The organism is Pseudomonas sp. H3(2019), from assembly GCF_007713465.1.
Taxonomy (GTDB): domain Bacteria; phylum Pseudomonadota; class Gammaproteobacteria; order Pseudomonadales; family Pseudomonadaceae; genus Aquipseudomonas.
On the sequence record NZ_VMSG01000001.1, the window covers coordinates 26,958 to 47,819 of the forward strand.

Below are 20,862 nucleotides of genomic sequence, written 5' to 3' on the forward strand. Positions count from 1 at the left end.
AAAAGAGAACACAACTATGCTTTCCTCCCGTAAACCTTTTGCTTCGCTTTCCAAGCGTCATTTGCTGCTGATTGCCGTCGGCTTCAGCACCGTACTGACCGGTTGCGCCACGTCGCCGACCGCCAAGGTCGCCTCGAGCACCAAGGTCGAGTACTACCCCAACTGCTACGAGCCGGTGCAGCACCTGCGTGCCACCGATTCGAACATGACCAAGTCGGTCGTCACCGGCGCGGCCGTCGGCGCCGTCGGCGGTGCACTGCTGGGCGCCCTGACCGATTCCGAGCACCGTGGCCGCAACGCCGCCATCGGTGCAGCGGGCGGTGCCGTGGCGGGCGGCGCGGCCGGTTACTACACCGAGCGTCAGAAGCAGATCGCCGATGACAACCAGCGCATCGCGTCCTATGCCACCGACGTCAACAAAAGCGCCGCCGACATCGACCGCAGCACCGCTTACGCCAAGACTTCGCAGCAGTGCTACCAGAGCGCGTTCACCAAGCTGGTCGCCGACCGCAAGGCCAAGACCGTCAGCGACACCGAAGGCCACAAGCGCCTGGCAGAAATCGTCGCAGGCCTCAAAGAGTCCAACGACCTGATCGTTGCGGTTAACGGTAAAGCCAGCGAAGACCTGAACAACTACACCCAGGCCTACGAAAAAGACCTGCAACAAGTCGGCGTGAAGCGCACCGACGTGGTCACCGTGGCGACCGCCGACACCACGCCGGTCGTGACTCCGACCAAGAGCAAAAAAGTAGTGAAAGTGGCGAAAAAACCAGTGCTGCCAACCGTGCCGAAAGAAGCGGTCAGCACCGAGAAAACTCTGCAGACCGCCCAAGCCAAACAGGCTGAAAGCAAGCAGGTTGCCAGTGCCGGCACCACTCAGGTCAACAGCATGTGCAAAAACCCGGACCTGGGCGACTGGGCACCGGTGCCTTGCCCGAATGTTTGATTGAGTTGTTGTAGGCCTTTGATCGTTCCTGCGCTTTGCGTGGGAACGATCTGTACGGGCTACGCCTTGGCGCTATGCGCCGCCAGCGTATTTGCTCTCCTTACCAACTTCCATAGGAGATACCGAATTTGTCGATGTAGACTTTTTTCAAAGTGGGCGCATCGCAATCGCTGCGATGACCACTGGCAAACATCCAACGTGGACGCAATGACTTTAAGAGTTACTTTAGGTTTAATTATTTATCTGTTGGTGGCGGTTCTGTATTTCTTTGCTCATGATTATGGGGTTATTTTTTATAAGACTCATATGGGCGGATTTACAGCGAGAGGGGTCGCAATAGGTGGCACTGCGGAACTGACATTTTATTTTTTTATTTTCGTAAACATTGTTGTATTTGTTATGCCGACATTGGTGGCAAAAATTGTGCCGATAGTGCTGATGGTCGCTATCGTGCTTTTCTATTTTCTTCCCGAAAATCCGGTTCGTGCAATGGCCTATAGCGGGCTTACGTTCAGTATGAGCATATTGGCGCTGGTCACTCGTTTAATGGTGGACCGACAAATGCCCCGGCGGAAAATTTACTCTAATTCATGATCAGGCAGCCAACCCATGTCCTTTAACCACTGCGACCAGAGCGAACTTACCTCACTTCGTCAGTTGGGCCGCCGTTTCGCTGAGCATCGTCCGGTGTTGGCGCTGTTTCCGAAAAATTGGGCTGTCCCGAGTGCTCTTGAGGTACCTGGAAAATGAACAGTGCCAGCAAATGTTTGGTGTATGCAGCTGCGCTAATGATCAGTTTGGTTATTGCAATGGCCATTATCGTGAATGGGATTTTGACTCGCTCCCCCAACGTTTCGAAACTGAGTCCGTCTGGCCGTTATCTTATTGCGTCGGTTCCTGCCAGCTCCCTTCTGACTCCTCGGGTTGTCCAATCCGAGAAAGCATTGGCTGGACTTTTTTATCAGCAACACGCCTTACGAAATTGAGGCCAACTGATGTCGAACCGAAGTGTGTCTGCGCCAGTGTTTATTTCATCGTTGGTTGTGGTTTTACTGCTGCTGGCTTTGCTTGGGCTGAAGGTGCAGAGCTCTTGGGTTGCGCAGCCATTAAAAAAATACTGGAATGATTCAGGCACGTGCTACATCTCCAGATATGCACCTGATTACAGAGTGTTAGGTGGGGTGGGGCGTATCATCGAAATATTCAGCAGCCAGTATTTTTACCGTGTCTATTCAACGGATGGTGAGCTATTGAAAACGTCCGAGTGGTATCTGTGGATGCGAGAAGGTAATCCCGGAGTTGCTCCGGAATTTCAAGGCGAAATGATCCTGTACCCAGGTGCTGAAGGCTGGGAAAGTTGGACGATTGCGCAATGTCGTTGATGATGAGCAGTTCAGTAAAAAGGAAGCAGCCCCGAACCTTGATCGCAGGGTTGATGGTGTTGGCGGCGTGTTTTGTTTTGCTTTTTTATGTTGTCAAGGCAATGCTTGGTTACCCTGCGAGTTCGATGATTGTGAGTCCTTCAGGGCGCTACATTTTTGAAAACGTTCACGTAGGTCGAGTCTTGACTTTGGGCGGGATGGGGTATTTGAGAGTGACTGATAGAGAGAGTCCCGAAAAGGTCTATCGCACGCCATTATATTCGACCCAATTGCTGGATATGCGCTCGGTTGAAGATGACAAAACGGTCGGCATTGCTTGGATGTATTTCAATAAAAAAGAAAGAACTTTTGATATAGCCATGCCTAAGTGGGAGTGGCACTGGTTAGACATTTTTATCAGTAACACGCCCTATGTCCACATGGAAGACTGACGAACATGTTTGTGAACGGTGAAAGAGAAGGCTACTTGGCCGTTGTTTCCGACAGCAACTTGTTCGGAAGCTTCGCGTGCATGGCGCTGATTTTGGCCCTGACGGGCCTTCGCACTGCGAGCCGGAACTCGAAGCTTCACCGCACGCTGACATTCGTCACCTTGATGGGCTTCGCGGTGATTCACGGCATCGGCACTTACTTCCTGAATCAACCGCCCGCATGAATATGAAAGACCGCGTCGAAGCACGTACCGAGCTCACCAAAATTCAATACCAGGCAGCTCACTCATGTCCGGTAACCACTACTACCAACGCGATGATTAAGTTTGCCGGCATCCTCCCGCTCTTCATCTCCCTGGCTAGCGGCGCGGCACAACAGGTTTACAACAACCATGTTTATGTCGAAAACCGCTGCGACCAACCGTTGGAAATGAAGATTTCCAACAGCTCCAATCTGCATTCACTGGAGCTCAACGTGAAGGCCAAAGCGGGATCGCGCTCTTTGGTAGCGAGCTTTGCCTCTTATGGCGAAGACGTGATCGAACAAATTCCGGGCAACTATTCGCTGACCATCACCGACGCCGTCGGCACCAAGGTGGTTGACGGTGCTCAGCTACGACAGCGCTTGAGCGGTGTAAAAAAGATTAATGACGGTACTCAGCGTGAGTGGACGATCAACGATGCGTCTATTTGCCCATGACACTCACTATTTCAATGCCGCAGTGGGCAAAAAGTTGGCTGAACGTATTCGTCAGTAATACACCTTATACGCACATGGAAAACTGACAGACATGCTTATACCAAGTGAAATAGAAGGTTACCTGACCGTTGTGGCCGACAGTGATTTGTTTGGCAGCCTGGCCATGCTCTGTCTGGTACTGCTCTTGACGGCACTGCATCGGGGCATCCGAGAGTCGCGCTTGCACCGGGCACTGACGTTCATTGCATTAGCGATTGTTGTCGCCATGCAAGTCGCGGGTTCCTACTACGGGAATATTAATCCGGCATGAACAAAAACGTCCGCCTGTCCCTGTGCCTGTTTTTCCACGCCCTGGGCTGTGTTGCCTACGTGCTTCTGAATAACGCGGTGGTGATTGGCTACAAAGCTTTGAACCAAGGTTTCACCTCGCACGGTGTTGGTATCGGAATAGCGAGCTACGTGCTCTTTTATATTTTTCTGGCCGTCAATCTGGTGATTGCGCTGATACCGAATCTCGTGGCCAAGCTCCTGCTGCTGAGCGTGATGGTCGGCTTCATCCTGCTCTGGATGCTGCCTGAAAATCCGCTAAGGGCGCTGTTTTATGGCGTGGCTCAGGGGAGTGTCACGTTGTTGGCGATTTTGGCGACGCAAGTCATTGAGTTGCGCTGGGAAAGGCGCACCTTCATGCGACAGGCAACACCTGCGAATCCTGTTAAAGGGGCAATCGCATGATCAGTGCAGGCCGCCGCCGACTGCTTGTCACCGCTCTGTGGATTCCGCTGGTCGTACTCCTGCTGATAGCGCTGGAAGATCGGCTGAGCGATTTACCTACAACCGTCGAGTTGTTCGAGACCTTCGGGTTGGCTCTTGGCATTCCCGCCTACATCGCTTTTGCCCTGGTGGAAATGCGCCTTCTGCGTGGCAAGAGCGAGCAGCGGATACTCAACCGAATCTGGCTCGGACCATTGGTGTTCATCCCGTTTTACGCCGCACCGTGGATGATCTTCCGGCTGGCAGAAATGCTCTGTGGTTCCTCCAGTGACATTGCAGTGCTGTTCGGTTGGGTGGTTTTCATTCCGTGTGTGCTCATCGTGGGCTATGTGGTGGCGGGGCTGACGATAGCGGTCTACAGGACGTTTTATTCATGAGATTCAATACCAGGCAGGTACTCCATGTCCTTTAAGGTCACGCTCAGTCAGGCGCCGTCCTCGCAACGGAACTCAAAGCTGTCCGAGCACCATAGCTAGGCAGTTCGCTGACCAGTTTCACTGGTCGTCCCCCGGCAACAAGGGGGAGTGCGCAATCCATTTTCGCGACCGGGCGATCTCCACGGCCTCTTTGAGGATTTCTGCCTCCATCGTGCTCTTGCCCAGCATCCGTTGCAGTTCACGGAGCTGCTTGAGTGCATCGCTCAGCTCTGAGGCCGGTACCACGGCTTCGCCAGCACTGACCGCCGATAGACTGCCGTCCTGGTACAGCTTGCGCCACAGGAACAGCGGGTTGGCATTGATGCCATTGCGCCGAGCGACCACCGACACACTTTGCCCCGGCTCAAGGCTCTCGCGAACCATGGCCAGCTTTTGCTCTGGGCTCCAGCGACGACGCCGCTCCTGGCCCAAAAGCTCCCCACTCTTTTCGTTGCTGTTAGTCATAAATATAACCGTTTGCCTATCCCCTTTCGTAAGGGAGAAACGGTGTCCTGTCTTTCATGGGGCTTGTTCAGTAGGAAGGGTTCGGAAGCCAGATCTGAAATTTCCGCTTTCAGAGTGCTCGAGATATTTTTTTTGCGCTCAACGATTTATTTATCCATATCGGTAATGTTTAAGAATTTTCCTACATTCATAACTTTTTATTTTTGGCATGCTTCACGCCCCATCAGGAGGAAGTCAGTAATAAATGCGGAAATGGCTCTGAGATCTCCAAAGGAAAGGCTCTATTTCAATGGCTTTTGGACGGGTTGATCGTACGATGAAATATTAATCCGACATCTATGAGTATCTCCTGATACATATGTGGAAAATTCCTACGCACAACAGAGACACTTCATCTTGCTGTCTAGTTGGGTGTTTGCCAGTGGGTATCGCAGTGATCGCGATGCGGCCACTTTTAAAAAAAGCATGGCTTCAATTAGAAAAGGCTTTCGCCGTTTTTTATACAACCCCGCGCCATTGGAGTCCCAGCAGGCGATGACAGTCGTTCTAACTAAAGGCCACGGATGTCCTACTCAAACAAACTTTCTGCCCATTACCTTGGACTCGCAAAAGCCTCTGTTTCCAAAGAGAACTTTGCGGGCGAGGACGTTCGCTTTTCGAGCGAATATGAGGCATTGGAAAGCGAGTTGGGCAAAGCCCAATCCATGCATGAAATCGGTCAGATCGACTGGCTGAAAATCCGCGAAAACAGCGAAAACCTGCTGCGCACCCAGTCCAAGGATTTACGAGTCGGTGCCTGGCTGACCTGGGCCCTGTACCAACGCGAGTCCTTTCAGGGACTGCTCGCCGGCCTCGGACTTCTGCACCACCTGTGCGAGAACCACTGGGCCGAGGTTCATCCCAACAAGGCCCGCACCCGCTCCGCTGCCATCAGTTGGCTGGTGCCGCGTCTCGAGCAGGTGCTGAACGAAAACGTCGCGATCAAAGAGCAACTGCCGCTGTTCCGCCGCTTGGTCGAGCACCTGGAAGGTCTCGATGCTGCCTGCACCGAGCACCTGGGTGACGACGCGCCGCTGCTGCTGCCGATCTCCCGCCGTCTGAAAAATATGGTTCAGCGTGCCGCCGACAACCAGCCGGAGCCCGGCGCTGTCGGCGCGGTGGTGGCTCAGGTCAAGCAGGTCGCGACCCAGCTGTTCACCCCCGGCGCGCCGATCAACAACGAAAAAGAAGCCCACAAGGCCCTGCGCGCGCAGCAGGAAAATGCGCGCCCACTGTGCGCCTGGTGGCTGAAGCAGAAAGCCACCGACCTGCGCGCCTTGCGCCTGAATCGCACCCTGCTGTGGCTGCCGATCGACGCCGTCCCCGAGCGCAATGCCGAGCAAATCACCGCATTGCGCGGGTTGCCGGCCGACAAGCTGAAAATCTACCAGGACCGTTTCGACCAGCGGCAATTCGCCGACCTGTTGGTGGAACTGGAGACGAGCCTGGCCAAGGCGCCGTTCTGGTTCGATGGCCAGCGGCTGGTCTGGGAATGTTTGCAGGGATTGAACGCCGACCTGGCCATGCGCGAAGTGGAAATCCACTTCGCGTTGTTGATTCAGCGCCTGCCGGGCATCGTCGAATTGCGTTACCACGATGGCGCGCCGTTCGCTGATCCGGCCACCCGCGTCTGGATCAGCGCCCACGTGATGCCCCATCTGCAAACCGCCAGCGCGCCGCGCAAGGTCGAAGTCAGCAGCAGCCAACCGGCCTGGGAACTGGCGCTGGAAGAGGTTTTGCCTGTGCTGCGCAAGGACGGCCTCAAGGCCGCGGTGCAGATTCTCAAGCAAGGCCTGCAAGCCGCCCACGGCGGGCGCGTGCGGTTCTTCTGGCAGTTCAGCCTGGCGCGGCTGTGCTTCCTGGCCAAGAAGTACGAACTGGCCAAGACCCAACTCGAAACCCTCGATTCAGAATTACAGAACTCAGGCTTGCACGCCTGGGAGCCTGATCTTGCGCTGGAAGTGCTGCACCTCCTGCATAGCTGCTGTGAGCTGTTGCCGCAAAACCACGCAGTGCGAGAACGCAAGGAAGAGATTTATCGCAGGCTGTGCCACCTCGATCTTGAAGTGGTACTCGAATAGGCCCCTGGGCCACAACCGCAAGGAGAAAAGCCATGGCCAAAGAAGGCTCGGTAGCCCCCAAGGAACGCATCAACGTCACTTTCAAACCCGCCACCGGCGGTGCTCAGGAAGAGATTGAACTGCCGCTGAAACTACTGGCAATCGGTGACTACACCCACCGCGCGGACGAGCGCAAAGTTGAAGATCGCAAGCCGATCGGCATCGACAAGATGACCTTCGACGAAGTCCTCGCCAAGCAAGAGCTGCAACTGACGCTGAGCGTGCCGAACCGTCTTCAGGAAGAGGGCGACACCGAAGAGCTGGCCGTGAAACTGCGCGTCAATTCGATGAAGGACTTCAACCCGGCCAGCCTGGTCGAGCAAGTGCCTGAGCTGAAAAAACTGATGGAACTGCGTGACGCACTGGTGGCCCTCAAAGGTCCGCTGGGTAACGCACCTGCCTTCCGCAAAGCCATCGAAGGCGTTCTCGCCGACGACGAATCGCGCGGTCGCGTACTGGGTGAGCTGGGCCTGAACGCCGCAGCCCAGGACGCCGCCCAAAACGTCTGAGCCCCCATCAGCCAAGGAAGCCAACACTATGAGCACCAGTGCAGCGCAGCAAAAGAGTAACGAGAACGGCGAATACAGCATTCTCGACAGCATCATCGCCGAAACCCGTCTGACCCCGGACGACGAAGCCTACGACATCGCCAAGCGTGGCGTGTCGGCGTTCATCGAAGAACTGCTCAAGCCGCAGAACAACGGTGAGCCGGTCAAGAAGGCCATGGTCGACCGCATGATCGCCGAGATCGATGCCAAGCTCAGCCGTCAGATGGACGAAATCCTCCACCACCCGGACTTCCAGTCGCTGGAATCGGCGTGGCGTGGTCTGCAGTTGCTGGTCGACCGCACCAACTTCCGCGAAAACATCAAGATCGAAATCCTCAACGTCTCCAAGCAAGACCTGCTGGACGACTTCGAAGATTCGCCGGAAGTGATGCAGGCTGGCCTGTACAAGCACATCTATACCGCTGAATACGGCCAGTTCGGTGGCCAGCCAGTGGGCGCGATCATCGCCAACTACTTCATGTCGCCAAGCTCGCCAGACGTGAAACTGATGCAGTACGTGTCGAGCGTTGCATGCATGTCCCACGCGCCGTTCATCGCCGCTGCCGGCCCGAAATTCTTCGGCCTGGAAAGCTTCACCGGCCTGCCGGACCTGAAGGATCTGAAAGATCACTTCGAAGGCCCGCAATTCGCCAAATGGCAGAGCTTCCGTCAGTCCGAGGACTCGCGTTACATCGGCCTGACCGTGCCGCGTTTCCTGCTGCGCAACCCGTACGATCCGGAAGAAAATCCGGTGAAATCGTTTGTGTACAAAGAAACCGTCGCCAACAGCCACGAGCACTACCTGTGGGGCAACACCGCCTACGCGTTCGGCACCAAGCTGACCGACAGCTTCGCCAAATTCCGCTGGTGCCCGAACATCATCGGCCCGCAAAGCGGTGGCGCGGTTGAAGACCTGCCGTTGCACCACTTCGAAAGCATGGGCGAAATCGAAACCAAGATTCCGACCGAAGTGCTGGTGTCCGACCGTCGCGAATACGAGCTGGCCGAGGAAGGCTTCATCTCCCTGACCATGCGCAAAGGCAGCGACAACGCCGCGTTCTTCTCCGCAAGCTCGGTGCAAAAACCGAAGTTCTTCGGCATCAGTGCCGAAGGCAAGGCTGCAGAGCTGAACTACAAGCTCGGTACCCAACTGCCGTACATGATGATCGTCAACCGCCTGGTTCACTACTTGAAAGTGCTGCAGCGCGAGCAACTCGGTTCGTGGAAAGAACGTACCGACCTCGAGCTGGAACTCAACAAGTGGATCCGCCAGTACGTTGCCGACCAGGAAAACCCGAGCGCCGAAGTTCGTGGCCGTCGTCCGCTGCGTGCAGCCCAGATCGTCGTCAGCGATGTTGAAGGCGAGCCAGGCTGGTACCGCGTCAGCCTGAACGTGCGCCCGCACTTCAAGTACATGGGCGCCGATTTCACCCTGTCGCTGGTTGGCAAGATGGACAAAGAGTAAGCGGAGCTAACTCATGACTGGATACGGCAGCCTTTTCGAACGCCTGGGTGGCGACGCGGACAAACGCGTCGGCTGGAGCCGCGAGGTCTCCGCCATGGCGTCGGTGGCTGCCCATCTGGCCAAGATGCTCAGCACCCGTGCGGGCAGCGTGCAAACGCTGTCCGATTACGGGCTACCCGATCTCAACGACATGCGCCTGAGCCTGCATGACTCCCTGAGTCAGGCCCGCCTGGCCATCGAACGCTTCATCGAAGCCTACGAGCCACGCCTGACCAACGTGCGTGTCGTTTCCCTGCCTCGAGACAACGATCAACTCAGGCTGACCTTCAGTATCGAAGGCCTGCTGGAAGTTGATGGTTTCAAGCGTCAGGTCAGTTTCGCCGCGCGCCTGGATGGCAGCGGTCAGGTCAAGGTCAACTAATGACAAACAGGTATTGCGCGTGTCTTTTAACCACTACTACCAAAGCGAACTCACCGCACTTCGCCAGTTAGGTCGTCGTTTCGCCGAGCGTAGCCCGGCGTTGGCGCCTTTCCTTGGTCAGGCTGGGCGGGATCCGGATGTGGAGCGGTTGCTGGAAGGCTTCGCGTTCCTGACCGGTCGCCTGCGCCAGAAGCTCGACGACGAGTTGCCGGAGCTCAGCCATTCGCTGATGCACCTGCTGTGGCCGAACTACATGCGGCCGTTGCCGGCGTTCAGTATTTTGCAGTTCGACCCGTTGAAGCGTTCCGGGCCGGCATTGCGGGTGGAGCGTGATACGCCTGTCGAGAGTGTGCCGATCGATGATGTGCGTTGCCGGTTTCGCACCTGCTACCCGACGGAAGTCCTGCCGCTGGACCTGACTGCGCTGACGTACTCGGTGAAGGGCGACGGTTCGCTGTTGAGCCTGCGCCTGGAGATGAGTTGCGACGGGCATATCGGTGAGCTGGACTTGAGCCATTTGCGCCTGCACCTGGCTGGCGAGCGCTACATCAGCCAGATGCTTTATCTGAGCTTGCTGCGCAATCTGGAAGGCATCGAACTGATTCCGCTGGACGCGGCCGGCAAGCCGCTCAATGGCGCTAACGGCACGCCGATGGCGTTCAAGATGCCTGGCGACTGTGTGCAGCCGGTGGGTTTTGCCGAAGAAGAAGCGTTGATCCCGTATCCGCTGAACACCTTCCGTGGCTATCGCTACTTGCAGGAATATTTCGCCTTCCAGGACAAGTTCCTGTTCGTTGATTTCAGCGGTCTGGACCTGCTCAAGTCTCTGCCTGAAGACACGCTCAAGCAGATGCGCGGTCTGGAACTGCGCTTCGACATTCGCAAGAGCGGCATCCAGCGTCTGCGCCCGACCCTGGACAACGTGAAGCTCTACTGCACGCCCATCGTCAACCTGTTCAAGCACGACGCCCTGCCGATTCGCCTCGACGGCAAACAGGACGAATACCTGTTGCTACCGGCCGAATACGACCTGGAAAACTGCGGGGTATTTTCGGTTGAAGGCGTCACCGGCTGGAAGCCCGGCGGTCTGGGTTATCAGGAATACGTGCCGTTCGAATCCTTCGAGCACGACCCGAGTTTCGACCTGCCGCAAAGCCGTCCGCATTACAGCATTCGCCAGCGCACCTCGTTGCTGCACGACGGCCTCGACACTTACCTGAGCTTTGGCATTCGCCACACCGAAGCCCATGAAACCCTGTCGATCGAGCTGATCTGCACCAACCAGAACCTGCCGCGCCGGCTCAAGCTCGGCGACATCTGCATGGCCTGCGAAGAGACCCCGGAGTTTCTCAGCTTCCGCAACATCACCCCGGCCACCTCAAGCTTCGCGCCACCGCTGAGCCACGACTTTCTGTGGAAGCTGATCAGCAACATGTCGCTCAACTACCTGTCGCTGGTCAACGTCGACGCGCTCAAGGTGATTCTCGAAACCTACGACCTGCCGCGCTACTACGACCAGCACGCGGAGAAGGTCAGCAAACGCCTGCTGGGCGGGCTCAAGTCGATCAAGCATCAGCACGTCGACCGGTTGCACCGAGGGTTGCCGCTGCGCGGGTTGCGCACCGAGCTGACCATCGACCCGGAAGGCTATATCGGCGAAGGCGACCTGTTCGTGTTCGCTTCAGTTCTTAACGAGTTTTTCGCGCTTTACGCCAGTCTCAATTCGTACCACGAGCTGCGGGTAAAAAGCACACAGGGAGAGGTGTACCAATGGACACCACGTATGGGCCTTCAGCCTCTGCTTTAAGCGGGCTGACCCGAGGAATACGCGAGTACTCGCTGTTTCAGGCCGTGCTGCTGGTCGTCGATCGGCTGCGCGAGGCCCACCCGTACCTGAGCGAAGAGGACCTCTACGACCAGCTGGAATTCCAGGCCAACCCGAGCCTGGGTTTCCCTGGCAGCGACGTCGATCGCGTGGAGTTTTTCCGCGAGCACGGGCAACTGCGCGCGCGCCTGCGTTTCAACCTGATCGGCCTGGTCGGTTCCGGTTCGCCGCTGCCGGCGTTCTATGGTGAGCAAGCGCTGGGCGACTGCGAAGACGGCAACCCGACGCGCCACTTTCTCGACCTGTTTCACCATCGCCTGCAACGGCTGATGCTGCCGATCTGGCGCAAGTACCGCTACCGCGCCAGCTTCCAGAGCGGCGCCCTCGACCCGTTTTCCTCGCAGCTGTTTGCGCTGATCGGCCTGGGTGGCGAAGACATTCGCAAGGCCCAGGAACTGAACTGGAAACGCCTGCTGCCGTACCTCGGCCTGTTGAGTTTGCGGGCGCACTCGGCGGCGTTGATCGAAGCGGTGCTGCGTTACTACTTCAAGCATGCCGAACTGACCATCGAGCAGTGCATCGAGCGCCGCGTGGAAATCCTCGACGAACAGCGTAACCGCCTGGGCTGCGCCAACAGCGCGCTCGGTGAAGACCTGGTGCTGGGCGAGAGCGTGCGCGATCGCAGCGGCAAGTTCCGGATTCACATCCGCGAGCTCGACTGGCAACGCTTTCACGAATTCCTGCCGATCGGTTTCGGCTACCAGCCGCTGTGCGCGCTGGTGCGGTTCACCCTGCGTGACCCGCTCGATTACGACATTCGCCTGGTCCTGCGCCAGGAAGAAATCCGCGAACTGCGCATCGGTGAGCAGAACGCCTGTCGCCTGGGGTGGACCAGTTGGCTGGGCCGCGAACGCGCGGACGGCGTGGTGACCCTGGGTAGCAAAATTCATTAAGGACGTGAGACCTATGATCAACGTAGACCTGCAACAACTGATCCAGGCGCTGGACGCCGAAACCCGTCGTGACCTGGAACGTTCGGCCGAACGCTGTGTCGCCCGTGGCGGCAGCAAGATCCTCGTCGAAGACCTGTTGCTGGGCCTGCTGGAGCGCCCGCAAGGCCTGCTCGCACGCGCGCTGCAAGACGCCGAAGTCGATGCTGGCGAACTCAGCGCCGCGCTGCAATCGCGGGTCGAGCACAGTGCCTCGCGCAACCCGGTGTTCGCCCCGGAACTGGTGCAGTGGTTGCAAGATGCGTTGCTGGTGGCCAACCTCGAACTGGGTCAGAGCCAGGTCGAACAGGCGGCGTTGATCCTCGCCTTGCTGCGCAACCCGATGCGCTATGCCGGCAGCCGTTACCAGCCATTGCTGGCGAAACTGAACATTGATCGCCTGAAGGATTTTGCCCTGTCGCAGAAGGAACAACCGGCGACCGGCAAACCGGCCGTACCGGGCGAATCTCTGCTGCAACGCTTCACCCACAACCTGACCCAGCAAGCCCGCGACGGCAAACTCGATCCGGTGCTGTGCCGCGATGGTGCGATTCGGCAGATGGTCGATATCCTTGCGCGTCGCCGCAAGAACAACCCGATTGTGGTCGGTGAAGCCGGCGTCGGTAAAACCGCGATCGTCGAAGGCCTGGCCTCGCGCATTGCCGCCGGTGAAGTGCCGCAAGTGCTCAAGGGCGTTGAACTGCTATCGCTGGACATGGGCCTGCTGCAAGCCGGCGCCAGCGTCAAAGGTGAGTTCGAACGTCGCCTCAAAGGCGTGATCGACGAAGTCAAAGCCTCGCCGAAACCGATCATCCTGTTCATCGACGAAGCCCACACGCTGATCGGTGCGGGCGGCAATGCCGGTGGTTCGGACGCGGCCAACCTGCTCAAGCCAGCCCTGGCCCGTGGCGAGTTGCGAACCATCGCCGCGACCACCTGGGCCGAGTACAAAAAATACTTCGAGAAAGACCCGGCCCTGGCCCGTCGTTTCCAACCGGTGCAGTTGCACGAGCCGACTGTCAGCGAAGCGGTGACCATCCTCCGCGGTCTGGCTCAGGTTTATGAGAAGAGCCACGGCATCTACCTGCGCGATGACGCGGTGGTCGCGGCGGCGGAATTGTCGGCACGTTACCTGGCCGGTCGGCAGTTGCCGGACAAAGCCGTCGACGTACTCGACACCGCCTGTGCCCGCGTGCGCATCAGCCTCGCTGCCGCGCCGGAAAGCCTCGAGCGCCTGCGTGGCGAACTGGCCGAAGGCGGGCGTCAGCGTCAGGCCCTGCGCCGTGACGCCGAAGCCGGTTTGCTGATCGACCACGAAGCGCTCGATGCGCTGGAAGATCGCCTCGACGCCGCCGAAGACGAAAGGGTCGCCCAGGAAACCCTTTGGACCGAGCAAAAAGAACTGGCCGAGCGTTTGCTGGAGCTGCGTCAGCAACTGGCCAAGGCTCGCGAAGCCGCTGCCGTCGAACCGACCGTCACGGTTGAAGAAGACGCCGAAGGCACGGTAATCGAGACCCTCGAAGCGAGCGTGGATCAAGCGCAAAGCGTCGAGGCCCTGGAGGCCGCGCTCAACGATACCCACCGTGCCCTGACCGATGCCCAGTTCAAGGAACGTCTGGTGAGTTTCGAGGTGTGCCCGCGTCTGGTGGCTGAAGTGATCAGCGCCTGGACCGGTGTGCCGTTGGCGCAACTGGCCCGTGAGCACAACGCCAAGGTCGCGAGCTTCGCCACCGACCTGCGCACGCGGATTCGCGGACAGGAACAAGCCGTCCACGCGCTGGACCGCTCGATGCGCGCCACTGCGGCCGGCCTGAACAAACCCGATGCGCCGGTGGGCGTGTTCCTGCTGGTCGGCCCGAGCGGCGTCGGCAAGACCGAAACCGCGCTGGCGCTGGCCGACTTGCTGTACGGCGGTGATCGCTTCATTACCACCATCAACATGTCCGAGTTCCAGGAGAAACACACCGTCTCGCGCCTGATCGGTGCGCCGCCGGGCTACGTCGGTTACGGCGAAGGCGGCATGCTCACCGAAGCTGTGCGGCAGAAACCGTACTCGGTGGTGTTGCTCGACGAAGTCGAAAAGGCCGACCCGGACGTGCTCAACCTGTTCTACCAAATCTTCGACAAAGGCGTGGCCAACGATGGGGAAGGGCGTGAAATCGACTTCCGCAACACGCTGATCCTGATGACCTCGAACCTGGGCAGCGAGCGCATCAGCGAGCTCTGCGAAAACGGTGCGCGGCCAACCGCCGAAGCCCTTGAAGAAGCCATTCGCCCGGTGCTCAGCAAGCACTTCAAACCGGCGTTGCTGGCGCGGATGCGCGTAGTTCCGTACTACCCGGTCGGTGGCCCGGTGTTGCGCGAACTGATCGAAATCAAACTGGGCCGTCTGGGCGAACGCCTGAGCCGCCGTCAGCTGGAGTTCACTTACTGCCAGAACCTCGTCGATCATCTGGCCGAGCGTTGCACCCAAAGCGACAGCGGCGCGCGGCTGATCGATCACTTGCTCGACCTGCACGTGCTGCCGTTGGTGGCGGATCGTCTGCTCGACGCGATGGCCACCGGTGAAAGCCTCAAGCGCGTTCACGCAACGCTCGATGGTGATGCCAGCGTGACTTGCGAGTTCGCCTGAGGTGAGTGTGATGTTCACTCGAGTGCCGCAGCCGCTTGTCTATGCCGAAGCCTTGCTGGCGAAGTTCGCCAGCTTGTCGTGCGCGGCAGACGGCGCTGCGCTGCTGGGTGACTTCGTGCGCGCGGTCGCCGAGCTCAGTGGCTGTGAGCTGAGTCAGCTATACCTGCTCGACGCTACCCACACCAGCCTCGGGCTGAACGCCGAATGTTTGCAGGGCATTTTGCAGCCACGGGAAACCGCGAGCCTGCCGGCCGACTACAACGGTGAGCAACTGCTACAGTTTTCCCTGTGCCAGAACCGTGTGCTCAGCCTCACCGGACTCAGTGGCAGCCTGCACGAAACCAGTTTCCTGCCGGAGCAGGCCGTGCCGTGGCAATCACTGCTGTGTGTGCCGCTGCTCAATCCGCAAAAATCGGTGGTCGGCCTGCTGCTGTGCGCCAGCCGCGAACAGGTCGAGTTGCAGGGTTTCGCCGACTCGCTCGGGCAACTGGGTTCGTTCGTGCTCGGGCAATTGCACCTGCTGCAACGCCTGCGCCGGCCGGTGGGCGATGTGTCGCCGATGCCCAGCAGCGTGCCGAATGCCAGCGGTTATGGCTTGATCGGCAAAAGCTCGGCGATGCGCCAGACCTACCAACTGATCAGCAAGGTGTTGCACAGCCCGTACACTGTGTTGCTGCGCGGCGAGACCGGCACCGGAAAAGAAGTGGTGGCGCGGGCCATCCACGATTGCGGGCCGCGCCGTTCCCAGGCGTTCATCGTGCAGAACTGCGCGGCGTTCCCGGAAAACCTGCTGGAAAGTGAGCTGTTCGGCTACCGCAAAGGCGCCTTCACCGGCGCCGACCGTGACCGCGCCGGGCTGTTCGATGCGGCCAACGGCGGGACCTTGTTGCTGGACGAAATCGGCGACATGCCGCTGTCCCTGCAAGCCAAGCTGTTGCGGGTATTGCAGGAAGGCGAGATTCGTCCGCTGGGTTCCAACGACACCCACAAGATCGACGTGCGCATCATCGCCGCGACTCACCGCGACCTGGCGGTGCTGGTCAGCGAAGGCAAGTTCCGCGAAGACCTGTACTACCGCCTCGCGCAGTTCCCGATTGAACTGCCGGCCCTGCGTCAGCGCGAAGGCGACATCCTCGACCTGGCCCGGCACTTTGCCGACAAGGCCTGCACCTTCCTGCAACGCGATGCGGTGCGCTGGTCCGACGCGGCGCTCGATCACCTGTCGAGCTATGCCTTTCCCGGCAACGTCCGTGAACTCAAAGGCCTGGTCGAACGCGCCGTGTTGCTTTGCGAAGGCGGCGAGTTGCTGGCCGAACATTTCTCGCTGCGCATCGAGGTCGCGCCAGAAGAAAGCAGCTTGAACCTGCGCGAACGCCTGGAGCAGGTCGAGCGCAGCCTGTTGCTCGATTGCCTGCGCAAAAACGACGGCAACCAGACCCTCGCGGCCCGCGAACTCGGCCTGCCACGGCGCACGCTGCTGTACCGCCTTGGGCGCCTGAACATCAATCTCGGCGATTTCGATGGATAGGCCCATGACGCGTATCTCACCCTTTTTGCTTCTGTCAGCGCCGCCCTCAAGGGTCGGCACTTTGTGCATTGTTTAGCCCTGGAGACCCTCTGATGTCTGTTCGTCACTGGCAAGCCGTCCTGCTGACCCTCGTCGTTCTATGCGGCCTCGGGGGCTGTAGCGGCAATTACAAATTCAACGACAACACCTATCGCCCTCTGGGTGATCCGCAGGCGGTCAATCGCGGCAAGTGACCGCAAGGAGCGACATCATGGAACTGGTTTTCGAAATGCTGAACACCAAGCAGTTCGTGCCTACGGATTTGTGCCAAAAGACTTTCAAGCAGGCTGGCGGCGTTATCGGGCGGGGCGAGGACTGCGACTGGATCATTCCTGACCGCAAGCGTCACCTGTCCAACCATCACGCGTTGATCAGCTACCGCGACGGCACATTTTTCCTGACCGATACCAGCAGCAACGGTATTCAGGCCAGCGAAAGCGGCGTGCGTCTGCGCAAGGGTGAAGCGCAGCGCATCGAACACGGCAGCGTCTACGTGCTGGGGGATTTCGAAATCCGTGCGCGGCTGGTACGCGCCCCGGCCACCTTCGATACCGAAGTCGGCCGTCCACAAGCGGCCGGCAGCATCATTCCAGACGATGCGTTTCTCGACCTCGATCCGCTCAACGCGCTCGATCAGCAGGAGCGGGTCTACTCGGTAATCGATGAACTGAGTGCCCTCAACGCGCCGCGTCAGGAGCCACGTCAGCGTGCCGACTACGCGCGCATCGACATGGAAAGCTTGCTGGTGCCGGAGCTAGTGGCCGCGCCTGTCGCGCTGGAACCTGCGCCGGCGCCCAAGGCGGTCGAGCGTCAAAGCGAAGGTTTCTGGGAGCATTTCGGTGATGCGCTGGGCGTCGACCTCAAAGGCCTCGATCACGACAGCCGTGAAGCTCTCGCGATCAACGCCGCGCGTTTGCTCAAGCAAAGCGTCGGCGGTTTGCAGCAAAGCCTGCGTACCCGTTCTGAGCTGAAAAACGAACTGCGTCTGGCGCAGACCACCGTTCAAGGTACCGGTAAAAACCCGCTGAAATTTGCCGTCGATGCCAGCGAAGCGTTGGGCATTCTGTTGCAGGGCGACAAGCCTGGCCAGTTGCCGGCCGGACAGGCGATCTCGCGGGCGTTCCGTGATTTGCAGGCGCACCAGGTGGCCTTGCTCACCGCCAGCCGCGCAGCGGTACGCGGCACCCTCGAACACTTCTCGCCACAGCAACTGACCTTGCGTTTCGAGCGCGACGGCAACAAGCCGCTGCTCGCCACCTCGGGTAGTCGCTGGAGAGCCTACGGCCGTTATCACCAGGCGCTGTGTCAGGACGATGACTGGAGCGAACGCCTGCTGGCGCGGGACTTCGCCCAGGCCTACGAAGAACAGATCCGTCTGATTTCCACCCTACACACCGACCACCAAGGATGATCCGCATGTCTCGCTGCAAGGCCGTAATAATCAAAATGCTGACAGCGTTCATCGCCCTGGTGCTGCTGGCCGGCTGCTCGTCGATTTCACCGTACTCCACCGTCACCAAGCTCAACCTCAAGCTGACCGCCAGCGATCAGGTCAACCCGGACCTGAATGGCCGACCATCGCCGATTGTCGTGCGGCTGATTGAGCTCAAACACCCGGTGGCCTTCGAAAACGCTGACTTCTTCAGCCTGTACGAGCGGGCCAAGGAATCCCTGTCGCCCGACTTGGTGGCCAGCGAAGAGCTGGAACTGCGTCCGGGCGAAACCGCCGAGTTCAAGCTCAGCGTCGAAAGCAGCAGCCGCTACGTCGGTGTGCTCGCGGCGTATCGCGACCTGCGTGAAACCCAGTGGCGCTACGTGGTTCAAGTCACCCCGGCGGATCTGACCATGGCCGAGCTGACCCTCGATCAGAACGGCATCCATGACAAAAACCAAAAGCTCGCCAAGGCGGATGACTGAACATGAACGTGCATAAAGTCATTTGGCAGGAAGGCATGTTGCTGCGCCCGCAGCACTTCCAGCACAACGATCGCTACTACGACAACCAGATGAAAACCCGCACCCAGTTGCTGGGCAGTTACACCTGGGGGTTTCTGGGGCTCGAGATCGACTTGCAGTTCCTCAACATGGGCAAACTGGTGATCAGCCAGGCTTCGGGGATTCTCCCGGACGGCAGCCTGTTCGAACTCGGCGACAACACCGAGCCGCTGGCCCTCGACGTACCACCGAACACCGGCAACACGCCGATCTACCTGGCCTTGCCGCTGGTCACCGGTAACCACATCGAGTCCCGTCGCCTGGAGCAATCCGACGTGCTGGCGCGTTACACCGCGTACGAAGCGGAAGTCGCCGACTCCAACGCCGGCGACGATTCCAGCAGCCAGGTCAGCTGCGCACGGCCGGATTTTCGCTTGTTGCTCGGTGAGCAGCAGAGCGACCAGGCTTACGTGAAGCTGAAGATCTGCGAAGTCCTCGACACCACGCCCGACGGCGTGATCAGCCTCGACCCGGACTTCGTCCCGACCTTCATCCACGCTCACGCGTCGGGTTACCTGCTGTCGTGCCTCAAAGAAGTCATCAGCATGCTCGGCCACCGTGGCGACACCATTGCCGACCGGATTCACTCCAACGGCAAGGTTGGCGGCGCCGAAGTCGGTGACTTCATGATGCTGCAACTGATCAACCGCACCGAACTGGTTCTGCGCCATTACCTCGGCCTGGAACAGGTTCACCCGGAAGAGTTGTACCGCACGCTGTTGTCGATGCTCGGCGATCTGTCGACCTTTGCCAGCGACAGCAAACGCCCGCGTCTGGACAGCCGCTATCAGCACAGCGACCAGGGCGCGAGCTTTCGCAAATTGATGGAAGCGATTCGTCAGGTGCTGTCGATGGTGCTTGAACAGCACGCCATCGAACAGGTGCTGCAAGCGCGTCAGTACGGGATCACCGTCTCGCCGCTGCATGACCACAAACTGCTGGGCACGGCGTCGTTCGTGCTGGCGGCCAGCGCCAACTGCGACTCCGAAGAGCTGCGGCATCGCCTGCCGGCGCACCTCAAGGTCGGCCCGGTGGAGCGCATCCGCCAGCTGGTCAACCTGCACCTGCCAGGCATCAAGGTCAAACCGTTGCCAGTGGCGCCGCGGCAGATCCCGTTCCACTCGAACAAAACCTATTTCATCCTCGAACTCAGTTCCGAAGACCTGGCACAACTGGAGCGCTCCGGCGGCTTCGCGTTCCACGTGTCCGGCGAATTTGCCGAGCTTGAACTGAAATTCTGGGCCATCAGGAACTGACCGATATGATCAAGGAAATGGATCACAGCCAGGATGACAAAACCATCCTGCTCGATCGCCAGGGCCATGGCCCGGCACAGAGTCCGCTGACCGATTTCGCGGCACCGCCGCGTTTCGAGCAACTGGAAGAACGGATGATCTACGCCGCGCGCCTGCATCCGGCGCAAGCGTTCAACATCAGCCTCAACTCGCTGGTAGCGGCGTCGTCCGACCTGCTGTCGGAAGTGGTGCGGCTCAAGTACAGCGACACCCGCGAAGACATGCACGCGCTCAATGAGCGGCTGACGGCTGCGCTGAAACTCTTCGAAGTCCGTGCACTGGACAACGGCGCCGAGAGCAGCCAGGTGATGGCCGCACGTTACGTGCTCTGCACCGTGGTCGACGAAGCAGTGGTCACCACCCCGTGGGGCAACGAAAGCGAGTGGTCGCAGATGAGCCTGCTCAGCAGCTTCCACAACGAGACCTTTGGCGGCGAGAAATTCTTCCAACTGCTCGATCGTCTGTCGAAGAACCCCATCAAACACCTGCCAATGCTGGAATTGATGTACCTGTGCCTGTCGCTCGGTTTCGAGGGCAAGTACCGGGTGCAGGCGCGCGGCATGCTGGAACTCGACGGTATTCGCGATGCGCTCTATCGGCAGATTCGCCAGCTGCGCGGCGATGTGCCGCGTGAACTGTCGCCGCACTGGGAAGGCCTCAACCACAGGCGTTGCAGCCTGGTGCGTATCGTGCCGTGGTGGATGGTGGCGCTGTTTACGCTGATGTGCCTGGTGGTGATGTATTCGGGTTTTGCCTGGGTGCTCGGCGAGCAGCGCGACACCGTTCTGCAACCTTATCAGCCGCTTGATCCAGCCGCGGTTCAGCGGCTGTCGAAGCCGTAAAACAGGGACGTGT

Annotated in this window: 22 protein-coding genes and 1 pseudogene; 22 read left to right on the forward strand and 1 reads right to left on the reverse strand. The window is 59.0% G+C overall.

Features of this window, described 5'->3' with window-relative positions; genetic code table 11:
* Nucleotides 1-16 precede the first annotated feature (16 nt).
* The 9 genes from tagQ (at nt 17) to FPT12_RS00140 (ending at nt 4,607) form a co-directional block, all read left to right on the forward strand.
* A complete protein-coding gene (tagQ, locus tag FPT12_RS00100; RefSeq protein WP_145014107.1) occupies nt 17-946 on the forward strand; it encodes a type VI secretion system-associated lipoprotein TagQ in 930 nt (309 codons plus the stop codon).
* Between the two features lie 207 nt (nt 947-1,153).
* On the forward strand, nt 1,154-1,540 hold the full coding sequence (locus FPT12_RS00105) for a hypothetical protein (RefSeq protein ID WP_145014108.1): 387 nt from the start codon (nt 1,154-1,156) through the stop codon (nt 1,538-1,540).
* A 401-nt stretch (nt 1,541-1,941) separates the two neighbouring features.
* Nucleotides 1,942-2,328 carry a hypothetical protein gene (locus FPT12_RS00110; protein ID WP_145014109.1) on the forward strand — a complete coding sequence of 129 codons (387 nt, stop codon included), beginning with the start codon at nt 1,942-1,944 and terminating at the stop codon, nt 2,326-2,328.
* Entirely contained in the window at nt 2,319-2,759 is a 441-nt protein-coding gene (locus tag FPT12_RS00115) for a hypothetical protein (protein ID WP_145014110.1), read from the forward strand. Before FPT12_RS00110 ends, FPT12_RS00115 begins: the two co-directional genes overlap by 10 nt.
* A gap of 5 nt (nt 2,760-2,764) precedes the next feature.
* On the forward strand, nt 2,765-2,983 hold the full coding sequence (locus tag FPT12_RS00120; protein WP_145014111.1) for a hypothetical protein: 219 nt from the start codon (nt 2,765-2,767) through the stop codon (nt 2,981-2,983).
* Nucleotides 2,980-3,459, forward strand: coding sequence for a hypothetical protein (locus tag FPT12_RS00125; RefSeq protein WP_256676544.1), 480 nt, complete (start codon nt 2,980-2,982; stop codon nt 3,457-3,459). Before FPT12_RS00120 ends, FPT12_RS00125 begins: the two co-directional genes overlap by 4 nt.
* A 91-nt stretch (nt 3,460-3,550) precedes the next feature.
* The gene (locus FPT12_RS00130) at nt 3,551-3,769 is read left to right on the forward strand and encodes a hypothetical protein (protein ID WP_145014112.1); all 219 of its coding nucleotides are present in this window, start codon (nt 3,551-3,553) and stop codon (nt 3,767-3,769) included.
* Entirely contained in the window at nt 3,766-4,191 is a 426-nt protein-coding gene (locus tag FPT12_RS00135) for a hypothetical protein (RefSeq protein WP_145014113.1), read from the forward strand. The genes FPT12_RS00130 and FPT12_RS00135 overlap by 4 nt, the downstream gene beginning before the upstream one ends.
* Complete coding sequence (locus FPT12_RS00140; RefSeq protein WP_145014114.1) at nt 4,188-4,607, forward strand: hypothetical protein; 420 nt, start codon at nt 4,188-4,190, stop codon at nt 4,605-4,607. Before FPT12_RS00135 ends, FPT12_RS00140 begins: the two co-directional genes overlap by 4 nt.
* Before the next feature lie 100 nt (nt 4,608-4,707).
* On the opposite strand, the pseudogene FPT12_RS00145 reads toward FPT12_RS00140, so the two are convergent.
* Nucleotides 4,708-5,111, reverse strand: a pseudogene (locus FPT12_RS00145) (transposase); the annotation flags it as partial.
* 563 nt (nt 5,112-5,674) lie between these two features.
* Between FPT12_RS00145 and tssA the strand changes: the two are divergent.
* From tssA to icmH, 13 genes are all read left to right on the forward strand, one after another.
* Nucleotides 5,675-7,231 carry a type VI secretion system protein TssA gene (gene tssA, locus FPT12_RS00150; protein ID WP_145014115.1) on the forward strand — a complete coding sequence of 519 codons (1,557 nt, stop codon included), beginning with the start codon at nt 5,675-5,677 and terminating at the stop codon, nt 7,229-7,231.
* A 32-nt stretch (nt 7,232-7,263) separates the two neighbouring features.
* Nucleotides 7,264-7,779: a type VI secretion system contractile sheath small subunit gene (tssB, locus tag FPT12_RS00155; protein ID WP_145014116.1), complete on the forward strand. Its 516-nt coding sequence runs from the start codon at nt 7,264-7,266 to the stop codon at nt 7,777-7,779.
* 28 nt (nt 7,780-7,807) lie between these two features.
* Nucleotides 7,808-9,283 (forward strand): type VI secretion system contractile sheath large subunit, encoded by a 1,476-nt coding sequence (tssC, locus tag FPT12_RS00160; protein WP_145014117.1) that lies wholly within the window; start codon nt 7,808-7,810, stop codon nt 9,281-9,283.
* Between the two features lie 13 nt (nt 9,284-9,296).
* Nucleotides 9,297-9,704 carry a type VI secretion system baseplate subunit TssE gene (gene tssE, locus FPT12_RS00165; protein ID WP_145014118.1) on the forward strand — a complete coding sequence of 136 codons (408 nt, stop codon included), beginning with the start codon at nt 9,297-9,299 and terminating at the stop codon, nt 9,702-9,704.
* A gap of 19 nt (nt 9,705-9,723) precedes the next feature.
* Nucleotides 9,724-11,511, forward strand: a complete 1,788-nt coding sequence (tssF, locus tag FPT12_RS00170; RefSeq protein WP_145014119.1) for a type VI secretion system baseplate subunit TssF — start codon at nt 9,724-9,726, stop codon at nt 11,509-11,511.
* Nucleotides 11,475-12,482, forward strand: a complete 1,008-nt coding sequence (gene tssG / locus FPT12_RS00175) for a type VI secretion system baseplate subunit TssG (RefSeq protein ID WP_145014120.1) — start codon at nt 11,475-11,477, stop codon at nt 12,480-12,482. The genes tssF and tssG overlap by 37 nt, the downstream gene beginning before the upstream one ends.
* A gap of 13 nt (nt 12,483-12,495) precedes the next feature.
* Nucleotides 12,496-15,150, forward strand: a complete 2,655-nt coding sequence (gene tssH, locus FPT12_RS00180) for a type VI secretion system ATPase TssH (RefSeq protein ID WP_145014121.1) — start codon at nt 12,496-12,498, stop codon at nt 15,148-15,150.
* Between the two features lie 10 nt (nt 15,151-15,160).
* Nucleotides 15,161-16,678 carry a sigma-54-dependent Fis family transcriptional regulator gene (locus tag FPT12_RS00185; protein ID WP_145014122.1) on the forward strand — a complete coding sequence of 506 codons (1,518 nt, stop codon included), beginning with the start codon at nt 15,161-15,163 and terminating at the stop codon, nt 16,676-16,678.
* A gap of 92 nt (nt 16,679-16,770) precedes the next feature.
* Complete coding sequence (locus tag FPT12_RS00190) at nt 16,771-16,911, forward strand: hypothetical protein (protein WP_008030659.1); 141 nt, start codon at nt 16,771-16,773, stop codon at nt 16,909-16,911.
* 17 nt (nt 16,912-16,928) lie between these two features.
* Nucleotides 16,929-18,128 carry a type VI secretion system-associated FHA domain protein TagH gene (tagH, locus tag FPT12_RS00195; protein WP_145014123.1) on the forward strand — a complete coding sequence of 400 codons (1,200 nt, stop codon included), beginning with the start codon at nt 16,929-16,931 and terminating at the stop codon, nt 18,126-18,128.
* 5 nt (nt 18,129-18,133) lie between these two features.
* A complete protein-coding gene (gene tssJ / locus FPT12_RS00200; RefSeq protein ID WP_145014124.1) occupies nt 18,134-18,634 on the forward strand; it encodes a type VI secretion system lipoprotein TssJ in 501 nt (166 codons plus the stop codon).
* Between the two features lie 2 nt (nt 18,635-18,636).
* Nucleotides 18,637-19,968: a type VI secretion system baseplate subunit TssK gene (gene tssK / locus FPT12_RS00205; RefSeq protein ID WP_145014125.1), complete on the forward strand. Its 1,332-nt coding sequence runs from the start codon at nt 18,637-18,639 to the stop codon at nt 19,966-19,968.
* Nucleotides 19,969-19,973: 5 nt separating this feature from the next.
* Complete coding sequence (gene icmH / locus FPT12_RS00210; protein WP_145014126.1) at nt 19,974-20,849, forward strand: type IVB secretion system protein IcmH/DotU; 876 nt, start codon at nt 19,974-19,976, stop codon at nt 20,847-20,849.
* The last annotated feature ends 13 nt before the right edge of the window (nt 20,850-20,862 follow it).